We start from the raw sequence: 17,005 nt of genomic DNA, 5'->3' as shown, positions 1-17,005 counted from the left end.
TTTGGCCACCATGAAAGATGTCGCCCGTCTTGCGGGCGTTTCTACTTCTACCGTATCTCACGTCATTAATAACAATCGTTTTGTCAGCGATACCATTCGCGAAAAAGTGGTGAAGGCCGTTGAGGATCTCAACTATGCGCCGTCTGCGCTGGCCAGAAGTCTGAAAATAAACCAGACCCGCACCATCGGCATGTTGCTCACCGCCAGTAATAACCCATTTTATGCCGAAGTGGTTCGTGGCGTAGAGCGCTGCTGTTATGAGCGAGGCTATAGCCTGATTCTGTGCAACACCGAAGGCGATCGCGACAGAATGAGCCATAGTCTCGAAACGCTGCTGCAAAAGCGGGTCGACGGCGTACTGCTGATGTGCACCGAAAACCATCGCCCTTTGCCTGAAATGATGAGCCGCTATCCTTCAATACCTATGGTCATGATGGATTGGGCCCCTTTTGAGGGCGTCATGGACGTCATTAAAGATAACTCCCTGCTCGGTGGAGAGATCGCGACCAATTACCTCATTTCCCGTGGTTATAAAAAGATAGCCTGCATTGCGGGTCCAAAAGACAAGACGACCGCCTATAACCGATTAGAAGGTTATCGACAGGCGATGCAGCTCGCTGGGCTATCCGTTCCCGCTGATTATGAAATTTTCGGTGATTTTGAGTTTGAAGCGGGCTACCGCGCTATGCAGCAGTTGTTAGCGCTGGAAGATAAACCTGAAGCGGTGTTCACCAGTAACGATGCGATGGCCGTTGGCGTTTACCATGCGCTTTATCAGGCTGGACTTTCTATTCCGCAAGATATGGCAGTTATTGGTTACGATGACATTGAACTGGCCCGCTATATGTCTCCACCTCTAACTACTGTTCACCAACCTAAAGATGAACTCGGCGAATTAGCGGTGGATACACTTTTGTATCGTCTAGAACATCCCAATACAGAACCTAATGCGCTGGTGTTGACGCCGGAATTGATGGTTCGTCAGTCTGTTCGATGATAATTTCGCCCAATTAGCGGCGAAAAACCCGGCATAATGGCGTCTTTTAATTCGCTTTGCTGAAAAAAAAATCACTCGATAATTTTTTTGCATTTAGCGCTTGTCAGTGGCCGAGAAGTCCCTATAATGCGCATCCACTGACACGGCAACAGCGACACGCGGTTGTGGTGACAGCAAAAAGATTCAACGAAGCAGTCAGTAATGACTTGACTTCACAGCGGAAAAGCATAGTATGTGCAGCCCGCGCCACCGATGAAGTGGCACTGCTCTTTAACAATATAATCAGACAATCTGTGTGGGCACTCACAAGACCGTATCTTAACGATATAAAAAAGTCTTGAAGAGTGAACAACAGTAAAATTCATTACGAATGAACAGTGACTAATTCTTTGAGCATCGCTGACGAGTTCAGCAAATCAAACAAATCTTAAATTGAAGAGTTTGATCATGGCTCAGATTGAACGCTGGCGGCAGGCCTAACACATGCAAGTCGAGCGGTAGCACAGGAGAGCTTGCTCTCTGGGTGACGAGCGGCGGACGGGTGAGTAATGTCTGGGAAACTGCCTGATGGAGGGGGATAACTACTGGAAACGGTAGCTAATACCGCATAACGTCTTCGGACCAAAGAGGGGGACCTTAGGGCCTCTCGCCATCGGATGTGCCCAGATGGGATTAGCTAGTAGGTGAGGTAATGGCTCACCTAGGCGACGATCCCTAGCTGGTCTGAGAGGATGACCAGCCACACTGGAACTGAGACACGGTCCAGACTCCTACGGGAGGCAGCAGTGGGGAATATTGCACAATGGGCGCAAGCCTGATGCAGCCATGCCGCGTGTGTGAAGAAGGCCTTCGGGTTGTAAAGCACTTTCAGCGGGGAGGAAGGCGGTGAGGTTAATAACCTTATCGATTGACGTTACCCGCAGAAGAAGCACCGGCTAACTCCGTGCCAGCAGCCGCGGTAATACGGAGGGTGCAAGCGTTAATCGGAATGACTGGGCGTAAAGCGCACGCAGGCGGTCTGTTAAGTTGGATGTGAAATCCCCGGGCTTAACCTGGGAACTGCATTCAAAACTGACAGGCTAGAGTCTTGTAGAGGGGGGTAGAATTCCAGGTGTAGCGGTGAAATGCGTAGAGATCTGGAGGAATACCGGTGGCGAAGGCGGCCCCCTGGACAAAGACTGACGCTCAGGTGCGAAAGCGTGGGGAGCAAACAGGATTAGATACCCTGGTAGTCCACGCTGTAAACGATGTCGATTTGGAGGTTGTGCCCTTGAGGCGTGGCTTCCGGAGCTAACGCGTTAAATCGACCGCCTGGGGAGTACGGCCGCAAGGTTAAAACTCAAATGAATTGACGGGGGCCCGCACAAGCGGTGGAGCATGTGGTTTAATTCGATGCAACGCGAAGAACCTTACCTACTCTTGACATCCACAGAATTTGGTAGAGATACCTTAGTGCCTTCGGGAACTGTGAGACAGGTGCTGCATGGCTGTCGTCAGCTCGTGTTGTGAAATGTTGGGTTAAGTCCCGCAACGAGCGCAACCCTTATCCTTTGTTGCCAGCGATTCGGTCGGGAACTCAAAGGAGACTGCCGGTGATAAACCGGAGGAAGGTGGGGATGACGTCAAGTCATCATGGCCCTTACGAGTAGGGCTACACACGTGCTACAATGGCGTATACAAAGAGAAGCGACCTCGCGAGAGCAAGCGGACCTCATAAAGTACGTCGTAGTCCGGATTGGAGTCTGCAACTCGACTCCATGAAGTCGGAATCGCTAGTAATCGTAGATCAGAATGCTACGGTGAATACGTTCCCGGGCCTTGTACACACCGCCCGTCACACCATGGGAGTGGGTTGCAAAAGAAGTAGGTAGCTTAACCTTCGGGAGGGCGCTTACCACTTTGTGATTCATGACTGGGGTGAAGTCGTAACAAGGTAACCGTAGGGGAACCTGCGGTTGGATCACCTCCTTACCAAGAAGATGTGTGTTAAGTGAAGTGCTCACACAGATTGTCTGATGAAAATACTGAGCAAGCGCACCTGTTGATGCGATGAGTGTAAACTCATGCTGACGCGATAGTGCCGAATTTCTGATTCGGTACGGATTTTTCGTGTCCCCATCGTCTAGAGGCCTAGGACACTGCCCTTTCACGGCTGTAACAGGGGTTCGAATCCCCTTGGGGACGCCAATCCGATAATGAGTGAAAGACATTATCATGAATATCTTAAAGATGATTCTTCGGAGTCATGTTTACGATATTGCTCTTTAACAATCTGGAACAAGCTGAAAATTGAAACATGACAGCTGAACATACTGACACAACAGTAATGTAGTGTGAGTGATGAATCAGTTTGTCAATGAGTCTCTCAAATAATCGCAGCGCGACGTTGGCTTTATTTATTAAAGACACCTTCGGGTTGTGAGGTTAAGCGACTAAGCGTACACGGTGGATGCCTAGGCAGTCAGAGGCGATGAAGGGCGTGCTAATCTGCGATAAGCGTCGGTAAGCTGATATGAAGCGTTATACCCGACGATACCCGAATGGGGAAACCCAGTGTGTTTCGACACACTATCATGACATGAATACATAGTGTCATGAGGCGAACCGGGGGAACTGAAACATCTCAGTACCCCGAGGAAAAGAAATCAACCGAGATTCCCCCAGTAGCGGCGAGCGAACGGGGAGGAGCCCAGAACCTGAATCAGTTTGTGTGTTAGTGGAAGCGTCTGGAAAGTCGCACAGTAAAGGGTGATAGTCCCGTACACAAAAATGCACAAGTTGTGAGTTCGATGAGTAGGGCGGGACACGTGACATCCTGTCTGAATATGGGGGGACCATCCTCCAAGGCTAAATACTCCTGACTGACCGATAGTGAACCAGTACCGTGAGGGAAAGGCGAAAAGAACCCCGGCGAGGGGAGTGAAATAGAACCTGAAACCGTGTACGTACAAGCAGTGGGAGCCTACTTGTTAGGTGACTGCGTACCTTTTGTATAATGGGTCAGCGACTTATATTCTGTAGCAAGGTTAACCGTATAGGGGAGCCGCAGGGAAACCGAGTCTTAACTGGGCGTTAAGTTGCAGGGTATAGACCCGAAACCCGGTGATCTAGCCATGGGCAGGTTGAAGGTTGGGTAACACTAACTGGAGGACCGAACCGACTAATGTTGAAAAATTAGCGGATGACTTGTGGCTGGGGGTGAAAGGCCAATCAAACCGGGAGATAGCTGGTTCTCCCCGAAAGCTATTTAGGTAGCGCCTCGTGAATTCATCTTCGGGGGTAGAGCACTGTTTCGGCTAGGGGGTCATCCCGACTTACCAACCCGATGCAAACTCCGAATACCGAAGAATGTTATCACGGGAGACACACGGCGGGTGCTAACGTTCGTCGTGAAGAGGGAAACAACCCAGACCGCCAGCTAAGGTCCCAAAGTCATGGTTAAGTGGGAAACGATGTGGGAAGGCATAGACAGCCAGGATGTTGGCTTAGAAGCAGCCATCATTTAAAGAAAGCGTAATAGCTCACTGGTCGAGTCGGCCTGCGCGGAAGATGTAACGGGGCTAAACCATGCACCGAAGCTGCGGCAGCGACACTTAGGTGTTGTTGGGTAGGGGAGCGTTCTGTAAGCCGTCGAAGGTGGCCTGTGAGGGCTGCTGGAGGTATCAGAAGTGCGAATGCTGACATAAGTAACGATAATGCGGGTGAAAAACCCGCACGCCGGAAGACCAAGGGTTCCTGTCCAACGTTAATCGGGGCAGGGTGAGTCGACCCCTAAGGCGAGGCTGAAAAGCGTAGTCGATGGGAAACAGGTTAATATTCCTGTACTCGGTGTTACTGCGAAGGGGGGACGGAGAAAGCTAGGTTATCCGGGCGACGGTTGTCCCGGTTTAAGCGTGAAGGTGGATGACCTTGGTAAATCCGGGTCGTCATTAACACTGAGGCGTGATGACGAGTCACTACGGTGATGAAGTAACCAATGCTACGCTTCCAGGAAAAGCCTCTAAGCTCCAGGTAACATCAAATCGTACCCCAAACCGACACAGGTGGTCAGGTAGAGAATACTCAGGCGCTTGAGAGAACTCGGGTGAAGGAACTAGGCAAAATGGTGCCGTAACTTCGGGAGAAGGCACGCTGATGGTAGGTGAAGTGACGTGCTCACGGAGCTGAACTCAGTCGAAGATACCAGCTGGCTGCAACTGTTTAATAAAAACACAGCACTGTGCAAACACGAAAGTGGACGTATACGGTGTGACGCCTGCCCGGTGCCGGAAGGTTAATTGATGGGGTCAGCCGCAAGGCGAAGCTCTTGATCGAAGCCCCGGTAAACGGCGGCCGTAACTATAACGGTCCTAAGGTAGCGAAATTCCTTGTCGGGTAAGTTCCGACCTGCACGAATGGCGTAATGATGGCCAGGCTGTCTCCACCCGAGACTCAGTGAAATTGAACTCGCTGTGAAGATGCAGTGTACCCGCGGCAAGACGGAAAGACCCCGTGAACCTTTACTATAGCTTGACACTGAACCTTGAGCCTTGATGTGTAGGATAGGTGGGAGGCTTTGAAGCGAGGACGCCAGTTCTTGTGGAGCCAACCTTGAAATACCACCCTTTAATGTTTGATGTTCTAACGTGGGCCCGTAATCCGGGTTGCGGACAGTGTCTGGTGGGTAGTTTGACTGGGGCGGTCTCCTCCCAAAGCGTAACGGAGGAGCACGAAGGTTAGCTAATCCTGGTCGGACATCAGGAGGTTAGTGCAAAGGCATAAGCTAGCTTGACTGCGAGAGTGACAGCTCGAGCAGGTGCGAAAGCAGGTCTTAGTGATCCGGTGGTTCTGAATGGAAGGGCCATCGCTCAACGGATAAAAGGTACTCCGGGGATAACAGGCTGATACCGCCCAAGAGTTCATATCGACGGCGGTGTTTGGCACCTCGATGTCGGCTCATCACATCCTGGGGCTGAAGTAGGTCCCAAGGGTATGGCTGTTCGCCATTTAAAGTGGTACGCGAGCTGGGTTTAGAACGTCGTGAGACAGTTCGGTCCCTATCTGCCGTGGGCGTTGGAAGATTGAGAGGGGTTGCTCCTAGTACGAGAGGACCGGAGTGAACGCACCACTGGTGTTCGGGTTGTGATGCCAATTGCATTGCCCGGTAGCTAAGTGCGGAAGAGATAACCGCTGAAAGCATCTAAGCGGGAAACTTGCCTCGAGATGAGTCTTCCCTGGGCACTAGATGCCCCTGAAGGGCCGTTGAAGACGACGACGTAGATAGGCTGGGTGTGTAAGCGTAGCGATACGTTGAGCTAACCAGTACTAATGACCCGAGAGGCTTAACCTTACAACACCGAAGGTGTTTTGCGAGTGACTCATAGAGACGTGTTTTGATATTTAGCTTGTTTTAGGATTGGTTCTGATGGTTGTGCGAGAGCGTGAGCGAAGCATGACGGTTGGAATGAAACAGAATTTGCCTGGCGGCGATAGCGCGGTGGTCCCACCTGACCCCATGCCGAACTCAGAAGTGAAACGCCGTAGCGCCGATGGTAGTGTGGGGCTTCCCCATGTGAGAGTAGGGAACTGCCAGGCATCAAATAAGTGGAAAGCCCCTGTCGCAAGACAGGGGCTTTTTGCTATGGGAATTGGGTGGATTTACAAAAATCTGAAGATCACATGATGGATACAGCGCATGGGGAGGGTTTAGTTTTTTGGGTTCAGAAGCCCATTTTCTGCCAGACATTACCCAATGGTTCAGTATTAACGGTTGTCTATTCCGCACTACAGATTATTATTTTTGAGCCATTGTCGGATAAAAGCAGCAACCTGTTCTGGTTGATTGATATCAAGCACCGGAAGTCGGGTGTCTATCTCTGTATCCGCTGCAATCGCGATGACATATTCATCGATCAAATCACTTAATTCCCTACCCAATGATTGGCGAAATAAGGCTATTTTAGCGATCTTCTCGTGTTTAAAACCCTCAACCAGCACCAGGTCGAGAGTTGATACATCCATTTTCCCAGCTAGATCGTAAATATTGGGTTCTTCCTGATCTGGAGTCTCCGTCATCAGCGCCCACCTTTGGCTGCTGGCAACAATGGTTTGTGCTGCGCCTGCCTTACGGAGCTCATAGCTATCTTTACCTGGCGTATCAATATCCATTTGATGATGTGTATGTTTAATAAGTCCGACTCGAACACCATGATGAGTCAGCAGCGGGATGACGTGTTTAAGTAATGCCGTTTTACCTGTACCGCTATAAGCAGTAATAGCGAGCAAGGGGACACGATTAGGATTCACGGTGTTGATCCTCCCAATTGGATAAATCTTCAGGCGAATTCATATTGCGAAAGGCTTTAGGCTGATCGCTAAATGAAACAGCGTTTGCTCCAACCTGTTCCATAAATAGCATCAGCTTACGGTTTCCAAGATGCAGATAAGCTTCCAACGGCTCAATAAGGTTTCTATTGATTAAGAGTAATGTGGGATGTGGCCGTTCTCCATCAGTGGCATAAGCCGCATTGGCTTCCCCACGTGCTTCCCACAATCGGTGAACCAGATCGAGGGGGAGAGCAGGGACATCGCAAGGGACGAATGCGACCCATTCGGATGAAGAGGCATGTAATCCGCTCAGAATGCCCGCCAACGGGCCTGGAAAGCTTGTATCAACGTCACCAATAATGCGGCAGCCACTTTGCGCATACACAACCTGATTGCGGTTAGCGCTAATCATGACCTCATCGACCTGTGCTTTAAGCCGATACAGAACGTGCTGGTATAGCGGCACACCGTTCAGTGCTATAAGACCTTTATCGTGCCCGCCCATGCGTGTTGCCCGTCCGCCTGCGAGAATAACACCGGTAATCATTTTGCTTTCCAAGTATCTATGCTCACTTTCTTCTGTTCTGAATGTTTTGAGGGATAAACTATGCGTTATTCTCTAAAAACTTTCGCTGAAGACCAAGTTCTTTCCTCATATGCGCAAGGCTGTTATTTTTATCACTATATGCTCAATATCGTTCAAGCGGCTTCTGGCACCTTGAAATTTATTGAGCACAAATCTTTTTTAAGGAGAAAAAAATGAAATGTCATCGTGTTAATGAGCTTATTGAACTGTTGCACCCAGCCTGGCAAAAAGAACCCGATTTAAATCTGGTGCAATTTTTACAAAACCTTGCACAGGAGGCGGGGTTCGAGGGGCAGTTAAATGAACTGACTGATGATATCCTTATTTACCATCTAAAAATGCGTGATGCAGATAAAGAACAAGTCATCCCCGGTTTGAAGAAAGACTACGAAGAAGATTTTAAGACAGCTTTGCTTCGTGCCCGAGGAGTTATTAAAGACTAGTGGAAAGGAATAACACGTTCATGATGCTAACTATTGCACGCATACCTATTACATTGCCTCTAACCATTTGTGGCCGTGATGAATAGTTCGATATTTAATTTTCAGACGCTATTCCCCGATCTGATCATGGATGCCTTGCTGGATGTTGGGCTGCGCGTTGATTCTGGTTTGACGGCATTAAACAGTTATGAGAACCGGGTGTACCAGTTTGCGGATGAAGATCGTAAACGATTCGTGGTGAAATTTTACCGCCCAGAACGGTGGAGCACGGCGCAGATTCAGGAAGAGCATATTTTTGCCCAGCAATTGGCAGAAGATGAAGTCCCTATTGTCGCCCCCATCTCGCTTAATGGACAGACGTTGAATGTCTATGAAGGATTTCATTTTGCCGTATTCCCCAGCGTGGGCGGGCGGCAGTATGAAATGGATAATGAAGACCAGCTAGAGTGGGTCGGTCGTTTTCTCGGTCGGATTCACCAGACGGGACAGAAATCGTTATTCACCGAGCGTCCGACGATTGGGGTAAATGAATATCTGCATGAACCTTATCTGCTGCTGGAGACATGTCCGCTAATACCGAAAATACATCGACATGATTTTTTACAGGCGACCCGTCAACTGATTGATACAGTTGAAACTTATTGGCATAACGACTGGCGGCCACTGCGTCTGCATGGGGATTGTCATCCAGGCAATATTTTGTGGCGTGATGGTCCGCTATTTGTGGATTTGGATGATGCCCGCAATGGTCCAGCAATTCAGGATTTATGGATGCTGTTGCATGGTGACCGTCGTGAACAACGTATTCAACTGGATATCTTGTTAGAAGCCTATAGCGAATTTGCGGAATTTCAGGAGAAAGAGCTCGCGCTGATTGAGCCTCTTCGCGCGATGCGGCAGGTTTATTATCTGGCTTGGGTTGCCCGTCGCTGGGAAGATCCCGCGTTTCCGAAAAATTTCCCCTGGATGACGGATGCTGATTTCTGGTTGAAGCAAACGGCAATATTTATTGGGCAAACTCAGCTGTTGCAGGAACCTCCTCTACAGCTAATGCCAATGTACTGAAATTAAATGGAGAGAGTGAAATTTATGAAAAAATTATTGCTTGCGCTGATGGGCGTTGTTCTGGCATTTAGTGCTTCTGCTGCAGAGTTTTCTGACGGCAAACAATATGTAGAATTAGATAAACCTGCAACCCAAGAGTCTCAGGTTCTTGAGTTCTTCTCATTCTATTGCCCGCACTGCTATCAATTTGAACAGGTTTACCACGTTCCAGATGCAGTAAAAAAAGCGTTGCCAGAAGGTACGAAGATGACACGTTATCACGTGGACTTCCTGGGCCCACTGGGTAAAAACCTGACGCAGGCATGGGCTGTCGCTATGGCGCTGGGCGTTGAAGATAAAATTACCCCGCTGATGTTTGATGCGGTTCAGAAAACACAGACCGTACAAAAACCGGAAGATATTCGCGAAGTCTTTGTGAAAGCTGGCGTGAGCGCGGAAGAGTTTGATGGTGCACTAAATAGCTTTGTTGTGAAATCTTTGGTTGCCCAGCAGGAAAAAGCGGCGGCAGATTTACAATTACGCGGTGTTCCAGCCATGTTCGTTAACGGTAAATATATGATCAAGAATGATGGTCTTGATACCAGTTCAATGGATGGATATGTAAAACAGTACGCTGACGTGGTGAAGTTCCTCATTACCAAGAAGTAATTATTTAATAAGTCATGCGGGTAAAACCGCATGAACTTATACCTTCCTGCTGTTCATCTTCTTATCTTTTATATCTCATCAACTCGCAATATCTATTTATCTTTTTGTTTATATCCACAAATTGGATGACGGTTTTTCATACCTGAAAAACAAATAGATTATATTATAACTTCATGAAATTAATGAATATAAAAAAGTAGCTTAAGATAATAAGGAGAGTTAGCAATTAATCGGGGAAAACTATTCACAAAGTTATCCACAGGAAGATCTTGCGAGGATCCATGCAAAATCAGCCAATACCTCACGTTAAGGATCGTCTCTTTCCCTGACCTATGGCATGCTTAGCGCTATGACAGACAACAACGATCATGGCAGGCTATGGCTCAGATTGCAGAAAATCCTTTAATACTGGTAGACGGTTCATCCTATTTGTATCGTGCTTATCACGCTTTCCCACCGTTAACAAACAGCGCGGGAGAAGCCACCGGTGCAATGTATGGCGTACTGAATATGCTACGTAGTTTGCTGTTGCAATATCAGCCTAGCCACGTTGCCGTCGTTTTTGATGCGAAAGGAAAAACGTTTCGCGATGAACTGTTCGAAAATTATAAGGCTCACCGCCCACCGATGCCGGAGGATCTACGCGAGCAAATAGAGCCTCTGCATAAGATGGTGAAAGCGATGGGGCTTCCGCTTCTGGCGGTTTCCGGCGTAGAAGCGGACGATGTTATTGGTACGCTCGCCGTTCAGGCGGAAAAAGCGGGTAAGTCGGTGCTGATTAGTACCGGCGATAAAGATATGGCGCAACTGGTGACGCCGAGCGTGACGCTCATCAATACCATGAATAACTCGATTCTTGGCCCACAGGAAGTGTGTGATAAGTACGGTATTCCTCCTGAGCTGATTATCGATTTCCTTGCGCTGATGGGAGATGCATCGGATAACATTCCCGGTGTACCTGGCGTGGGTGAAAAAACGGCTCAAGCGCTATTGCAAGGGCTCGGCGGGCTGGATTCGCTCTATGCCAATCTTGATAAAATTGCCGGGCTTTCCTTCCGTGGTGCGAAAACCATGGCACCGAAGCTGGAACAGCACAAAGAAGTGGCCTACCTCTCTTATCAGCTGGCCACCATTAAAACGGATGTCGAGCTGGAGCTTAGCTGCGATCAGCTCACCGTTAACGAGCTGGATGTAGATGAGCTACATCGTCTTTTTTCCCGTTATGAATTTAAACGCTGGTTATCAGATGTTGAATCAGGCACCTGGATGCAAGGTAGAAAGAGCAGCCAGCCTGTTCAGGCGGTGAGTAACGCGGTGGTTGAGCAAGTTGCTGAAGAAGATAACGCGCCTACGCTTTCTGCCGACGGTTATGTCACGATTCTTGATGAAAAAACGCTGCTGGACTGGATTGAGCGTTTAAAACAGGCTGAGGTTTTCGCTTTTGATACGGAAACCGACGGGCTGGATACGCTCACCGCCAATCTGATTGGTCTGTCATTTGCGATTAAGCCAGGTGAAGCGGCTTATCTGCCGTTGGCACATGACTATCTGGATGCACCGGAACAGTTGGATCGCACCAAGGTATTGGCCTTGTTCAAACCGCTGCTGGAAGATGAGAAGCTGCTTAAGATTGGCCAGAATCTCAAATTTGATAAAGGCGTGATGCAGCGGTATGACATCGATTTACGCGGCATCGCGTTTGATACCATGCTGGAATCTTATGTGCTAGACAGCGTGGCGGGCCGCCACGATATGGATAGCCTAGCCGAACGCTATCTGAGCCACAAAACCATTACCTTTGAAGAGATCGCGGGTAAGGGAAAAAATCAGCTGACGTTTAATCAGATTGCGCTGGAACAGGCTGGGCCTTATGCCGCCGAGGACGCGGACGTTACGCTGCATCTGCACCAGAAGCTCTGGGGGAAACTCCAGCCGCATGCCGATCTGTGCCAAGTCTTCCAGACTATCGATATGCCGCTGGTGCCGGTTTTATCCCGCATTGAGCGTACGGGCGTGCTTATCGATCCTGCTATCCTCGCGGAACACTCAAAAGAGCTCACAATTCGTCTGGCAGAGTTGGAAACACAAGCCTATGAGCTGGCGGGCGAAGAGTTCAACCTCTCATCGACCAAGCAGCTACAGGGGATTTTGTATGAAAAACAAAAGCTGCCGATTCTGAAGAAAACGCCAAAAGGCGCACCGTCAACCAATGAAGAAGTGTTGGCTGAACTGGCGCTGGATTACCCTCTGCCGAAGCTGATCTTGGAATATCGTGGGTTGGCCAAGCTGAAATCTACTTACACCGATAAGCTGCCGCTGATGATCAATCCGGCGACGAAGCGTGTTCATACGTCTTATCATCAGGCTGTTACCGCAACTGGGCGTTTGTCTTCCAGCGATCCGAACCTGCAAAATATCCCGGTGCGTAATGACGAAGGGCGCCGTATTCGTCAGGCATTCATTGCACCGAAGGGCTACAGCATTGTTGCGGCGGATTACTCGCAAATCGAACTGCGTATCATGGCGCACTTATCCGGTGATAAAGGGCTGTTGAACGCGTTTGCTAACGGGGTGGATATCCACCGGGCAACGGCGTCAGAAGTGTTTGGCATCGCCTTGGATAAGGTGACATCAGAACAGCGCCGCAGTGCGAAAGCGATCAACTTTGGTCTGATCTACGGCATGAGCGCATTTGGCCTGTCGCGTCAGTTGAATATTCCGCGTAGCGAATCGCAGAAGTACATGAACCTGTATTTTGAGCGTTACCCCGGTGTGCAGGATTACATGGAGCGGACGCGTCAACAGGCTGCTGAGCATGGCTATGTGTCCACGCTTGACGGTCGCCGTCTCTATCTGCCTGATATCCATTCTCGTAATGCGATGGCGCGTAAAGGCGCGGAACGTGCGGCGATTAACGCACCAATGCAGGGCACTGCTGCTGATATTATTAAGAAAGCGATGATCGCGATTGACGATTGGCTACAGAAAGACACGCCGAAGGTGAAGATGATCATGCAGGTTCACGATGAATTGGTTTTCGAGATTCATGATTCGGTTATTGAGGAATCCATTAGTAAAATCAAAGCATTAATGGAAGGCTGTATGCAATTGAATGTTCCGTTACAGGTAGACATTGGTACGGGCATGAACTGGGATGAAGCACATTAATGGCCGATTTTTATGCTATTTCTGTAATTAAATAACAGTATTGTGTGACCTGGTTTAACTTTGTGTAATCGATAACCATTTTCTATGAAAGTAAACAACAAAAAAGCCTTTGTTCCCGTGAAAAAATAGGGTAGAGTTAAAGACGTAGGGTACAGAGGTAAGATGTTCTATCTTTCAGACCTTTTACTTCACGTAATCGGATTTGGCTGAATATTAGCCGCCCCGCTCAGTTTTGAGCGGGGCGTTTTTTATGGGCCTTATCCAGGATTTTTACCCTCAAAATATCAGTAACTGCCTGATAGATAGCAGTGGGTCAGCACGGTTTCGAGTGTGAAGAACATCTCTGGTGGGCGATCATTGCGGGAAAGTGGGGGCGTGATGCGAGTGATGATACACTGCACCACGTGAAAGGATTATTCTGCTTCTTGTTCTTCTTCAGCGTGTGGCAGCGTGCTGAACCAGTTGTCCAATTTCTGCTGTAGTTTATCGACGCCGAGTTTTTTCAGTGACGAAAATGCTTCGACCTGAATATCACCCATAAATGGCAAGACAGCCTCGCGAACCATGTTCAACTGTGTCTTACGCGCGCCTGAAGCCAGCTTATCGGCTTTGGTCAGCAGCACTAAGACTGGAAGCTGGACATCAACTGCCCACTGAATCATTTGCTGATCGAGATCTTTCAGCGGATGGCGAATATCCATCAGCACAACCAGACCTTTAAGGCTGTTACGCTTTTGCAGGTATTCACCGAGCGCACGTTGCCATTTGATCTTCATTTGCTCCGGCACTTCGGCATAGCCATAGCCGGGAAGGTCGACCAAACGCACGCCGTCTACCACCTGGAACAGGTTAATCAACTGAGTACGGCCCGGCGTTTTACTGGTTCGTGCCAGGTTTTTCTGGTTGGTCAGTGTGTTCAGTGCGCTGGATTTTCCGGCATTAGAGCGCCCAGCAAAGGCCACTTCAATACCGCTATCTGTTGCCAGATGGCGAATATCCGGGGCGCTGATGATAAAACGCGTCATGTGGTAGTTATATTGCTGGGTCACGGTGGTTATCTCTATCTGGATCTCTGTCTGGTTGGGGATTATACCTGTAACTGACAATAAAGGCGGCTTTATCTGTCTCGAAATGCAGCAGACTGATGCGAAAAGAAAAGCCCAGCTGTCTGATGTGGACGCTTTTTTATTCGCGGGCTTTCTGCTAGATTCCGCCGCACTTCCCTTATATCTGTGTACCTGAGAACAATATTATGAACCGACCTGTCAAAGGGGCTGCCGATCAGGCAGGGAAACCCAAAGTAAAAAGAAAGACCCGCGAAGAGCTGGAGCGTGAAGCGCGCGAGCGCAAAAAAGATAAAAAGCATCGTGGCCACGCGTCGGGCAGCCGAACTCAGGAAAAAGCATCCGCCGATCAGCGCTCTGGTCAGCGTAAAGTCGCCGATCCGCGTATCGGCAGCAAAAAGCCTGTACAGCTTGGTGTGTTGGATAGCGATATCGCTAAACCGAAGCCTAAGTCGAAGCCTTCTGAACCTGTGGAGAAAGTCGTTGTTGCCAAGCCGACGATGTCACCGGAAGAAGAGCTGGAAATGTTAGAAAACGATACGCGTCTGGATGCCTTGTTGGATCGTCTGGATAGCGGTGAGACGCTGAGCGCCAAAGAACAATCATGGGTTGATGAAACGCTGGATCGTATCGACATCCTGATGGAAGAGCTTGGAATCGAGCTGGGTGATGATGACGAAGAAGAGCAGCAGGAAGATATGCTGCAGCTTTTGAAACGTAATAACCCGAAAGACACGTTCTAATCAATGAAATGGCTGTTTCTGTTCCTGATATTGCTGGTTGCGTTTTATCTGCTCTGTCTGTTCAGTAAACTATGGCTATTGTCTAAGCGTAAGCATCGGTTGCATCGCGCCCTGTTTAACGGGCGCGTGAATCAGGTTCGACGCCTACGCCCAAGACAAAAACGCCGGGAGCGTTTTTGAACGTCACAAGGTGACGGCCCTTTAGGGCGAGTCTCAGGGATGAGACGAGTAGCAAAACGCCGGGAGCGTTTTTGAACGCCATTTTTTGGTGATCTGAAGGAGGGGAAGGATAACCCACCGAGTAAAAACTGGAAGGAGTGAGCGAATATGTCGATACCGTCCGTTGACTGGGATCTGGCCCTGATTCAAAAATATAACTATTCTGGGCCGCGTTATACGTCTTATCCCACAGCGTTAGAATTCAGTGAAGCTTACGATGAGCCTGCGTTTCAGCATGCCATCGCCCGTTATCCACAGCGACCGCTGTCGCTGTATATCCACATCCCTTTTTGCCATCGGCTGTGCTATTTCTGCGGCTGTAATAAGCTGGTTACGCGTCAGCAGCATAAAGCGGATGAATACCTTGATGTACTGGAGCTGGAAATTCGCCAGCGTGCGCCGCTATTCGTCGGACGAACAGTGACGCAATTGCATTGGGGTGGCGGTACACCAACCTACCTGAATAAAGTACAAATCAGTCGGCTGATGTCGCTGCTGCGCGAGCTGTTCTCTTTTTCCGATCAGGCTGAGCTGTCGCTTGAAGTCGATCCGCGAGAAATTGAGCTGGACGTCCTCGATCATCTGCGGGCTGAAGGGTTCAACCGCCTTAGCATGGGCGTGCAGGATTTTAATAAAGACGTTCAGAAACTGGTTAATCGTGAGCAGGATGAAGACTTTATTTTTGCTCTTATTGAGCGGGCAAAAGCGCTTGGCTTCACCTCAACCAATATTGATTTGATTTACGGCCTGCCGAAACAAACGCCGGAAAGCTTCGCCTTTACGCTACAGCGCGTTGCGGAATTAAACCCTCACCGGCTTAGCGTCTTTAACTATGCGCATTTACCCAGCCTGTTCGCGGCACAGCGCAAGATTAAAGAAGCGGATTTACCGAGCGCGGAACAAAAGCTGGATATTCTGCAACAGACGATTGGATCGCTGACGCAATCGGGCTATCAGTTTATCGGTATGGATCACTTTGCTCGGCCGGACGATGAGCTGGCGGTGGCGCAGCACGAAGGGAAGCTGCATCGCAATTTCCAGGGATATACGACGCAGGGCGATAGCGATCTTCTCGGTATGGGGGTGTCGGCGATTAGTATGATCGGTGACAGTTATGCCCAGAACCAGAAAGAGCTGAAGCAGTATTACGCACAGGTTAAAGACCAGGGAAATGGCCTGTGGCGTGGGTTACAGCTGACGCGTGATGACTGCCTTCGCCGTGATGTGATTAAGATGCTAATTTGTAATTTCCAGCTTAGCTATGCACCCATTGAAGCGGAATATGCTATCGATTTTAAAACCTACTTTGAGCAGGATTTAGCGCTGCTGGCTCCGCTGGTGGCCGATGGGCTGGTCGATAGTCAGGCTGACGGGCTGGTGGTGACGCCGAAGGGACGGTTGCTGATCCGTAATATCTGTATGTGCTTTGATGTCTATCTACGTAACAAGCTCAGAACGCAGCAATTTTCCCGCGTGATTTAGTCAAAAAAACAGCCAGTCGATTTTGCATCGACTGGCTGTTCTTGAACGCTTATAGGATTAACTAAAGAAGTTAATCAGTGCGGCACACAACACGGCGGCAATAGCAGCCTGCGGCGAATGGCTTGCCGCGGAGCCAATTTCAGCGCCATGTGTTGCAACAGAAAGTGTTGCAACGGAAATCAATGAGTCCAGCATGGTGTTCCTCCCGAATCAGCGACACGATCATACTGCTGACCCGAGGCAAGTAAAGGACGAATTAATGACAATTTCGTGCGCCAGATTGT

Annotated in this window: 13 protein-coding genes, 1 tRNA gene and 3 rRNA genes; 13 read left to right on the top strand and 4 right to left on the bottom strand. The window is 49.2% G+C overall.

Features of this window, described 5'->3' with window-relative positions; translation table 11 throughout:
- Position 1: 1 nt before the first annotated feature.
- The 5 genes from rbsR (at position 2) to rrf (ending at position 6,571) form a co-directional block, all read left to right on the top strand.
- Positions 2-997, top strand: coding sequence for a ribose operon transcriptional repressor RbsR (gene rbsR, locus DMB82_RS20350; protein WP_167469180.1), 996 nt, complete (start codon positions 2-4; stop codon positions 995-997).
- Between the two features lie 429 nt (positions 998-1,426).
- Positions 1,427-2,968: ribosomal RNA gene (locus DMB82_RS20345) — 16S ribosomal RNA — on the top strand.
- A gap of 140 nt (positions 2,969-3,108) precedes the next feature.
- Positions 3,109-3,184, top strand: a tRNA-Glu gene (locus DMB82_RS20340).
- A gap of 235 nt (positions 3,185-3,419) precedes the next feature.
- Positions 3,420-6,326, top strand: a 23S ribosomal RNA gene (locus DMB82_RS20335).
- 129 nt (positions 6,327-6,455) lie between these two features.
- Positions 6,456-6,571, top strand: a 5S ribosomal RNA gene (gene rrf / locus DMB82_RS20330).
- The 16S, 23S and 5S rRNA genes sit together here with 1 tRNA gene alongside, the layout of an rRNA operon.
- Positions 6,572-6,760: 189 nt before the next feature.
- On the opposite strand, the gene mobB is transcribed toward rrf, so the two are convergent.
- On the bottom strand, positions 6,761-7,282 hold the full coding sequence (gene mobB, locus DMB82_RS20325) for a molybdopterin-guanine dinucleotide biosynthesis protein MobB (RefSeq protein ID WP_102119596.1): 522 nt from the start codon (positions 7,280-7,282) through the stop codon (positions 6,761-6,763).
- Entirely contained in the window at positions 7,272-7,850 is a 579-nt protein-coding gene (mobA, locus tag DMB82_RS20320; RefSeq protein ID WP_102119597.1) for a molybdenum cofactor guanylyltransferase MobA, read from the bottom strand. The genes mobB and mobA overlap by 11 nt, the downstream gene beginning before the upstream one ends.
- Positions 7,851-8,062: 212 nt before the next feature.
- Here mobA and DMB82_RS20315 point away from each other — a divergent pair, with 212 nt between their 5' ends.
- The 5 genes from DMB82_RS20315 to spfP all read left to right on the top strand — a co-directional run bounded on the left by DMB82_RS20315 (position 8,063) and on the right by spfP (position 13,423).
- Entirely contained in the window at positions 8,063-8,332 is a 270-nt protein-coding gene (locus DMB82_RS20315; protein ID WP_005968263.1) for a YihD family protein, read from the top strand.
- A 78-nt stretch (positions 8,333-8,410) separates the two neighbouring features.
- A complete protein-coding gene (locus DMB82_RS20310; protein ID WP_102118807.1) occupies positions 8,411-9,397 on the top strand; it encodes a serine/threonine protein kinase in 987 nt (328 codons plus the stop codon).
- A 24-nt stretch (positions 9,398-9,421) separates the two neighbouring features.
- The gene (dsbA, locus tag DMB82_RS20305; protein WP_102118806.1) at positions 9,422-10,045 is read left to right on the top strand and encodes a thiol:disulfide interchange protein DsbA; all 624 of its coding nucleotides are present in this window, start codon (positions 9,422-9,424) and stop codon (positions 10,043-10,045) included.
- A gap of 378 nt (positions 10,046-10,423) precedes the next feature.
- Positions 10,424-13,213, top strand: coding sequence for a DNA polymerase I (gene polA / locus DMB82_RS20300; RefSeq protein ID WP_102118805.1), 2,790 nt, complete (start codon positions 10,424-10,426; stop codon positions 13,211-13,213).
- A gap of 162 nt (positions 13,214-13,375) precedes the next feature.
- Positions 13,376-13,423 (top strand): small protein SpfP, encoded by a 48-nt coding sequence (gene spfP, locus DMB82_RS20865; protein WP_071892919.1) that lies wholly within the window; start codon positions 13,376-13,378, stop codon positions 13,421-13,423.
- A gap of 203 nt (positions 13,424-13,626) precedes the next feature.
- Here spfP and yihA read toward each other — a convergent pair whose 3' ends face one another.
- A complete protein-coding gene (yihA, locus tag DMB82_RS20295; protein WP_116156603.1) occupies positions 13,627-14,262 on the bottom strand; it encodes a ribosome biogenesis GTP-binding protein YihA/YsxC in 636 nt (211 codons plus the stop codon).
- Between the two features lie 203 nt (positions 14,263-14,465).
- Here yihA and yihI point away from each other — a divergent pair, with 203 nt between their 5' ends.
- From yihI to hemN, 3 genes are all read left to right on the top strand, one after another.
- Complete coding sequence (yihI, locus tag DMB82_RS20290) at positions 14,466-15,020, top strand: Der GTPase-activating protein YihI (protein WP_109225106.1); 555 nt, start codon at positions 14,466-14,468, stop codon at positions 15,018-15,020.
- Between the two features lie 3 nt (positions 15,021-15,023).
- On the top strand, positions 15,024-15,200 hold the full coding sequence (locus tag DMB82_RS20285) for a hypothetical protein (RefSeq protein ID WP_162847971.1): 177 nt from the start codon (positions 15,024-15,026) through the stop codon (positions 15,198-15,200).
- A gap of 147 nt (positions 15,201-15,347) precedes the next feature.
- A complete protein-coding gene (gene hemN, locus DMB82_RS20280) occupies positions 15,348-16,721 on the top strand; it encodes an oxygen-independent coproporphyrinogen III oxidase (RefSeq protein ID WP_102118802.1) in 1,374 nt (457 codons plus the stop codon).
- A gap of 57 nt (positions 16,722-16,778) precedes the next feature.
- On the opposite strand, the gene DMB82_RS20275 is transcribed toward hemN, so the two are convergent.
- Positions 16,779-16,916 carry a YshB family small membrane protein gene (locus tag DMB82_RS20275; RefSeq protein WP_145962345.1) on the bottom strand — a complete coding sequence of 46 codons (138 nt, stop codon included), beginning with the start codon at positions 16,914-16,916 and terminating at the stop codon, positions 16,779-16,781.
- Between the last annotated feature and the right edge of the window lie 89 nt (positions 16,917-17,005).

It is taken from the genome of Pectobacterium aquaticum (genome assembly GCF_003382565.3).
GTDB classification, from domain to species: domain Bacteria; phylum Pseudomonadota; class Gammaproteobacteria; order Enterobacterales; family Enterobacteriaceae; genus Pectobacterium; species Pectobacterium aquaticum.
Note: the sequence above shows the minus strand (reverse complement) of the source record. Positions and strands in the feature narration are given on the sequence as shown.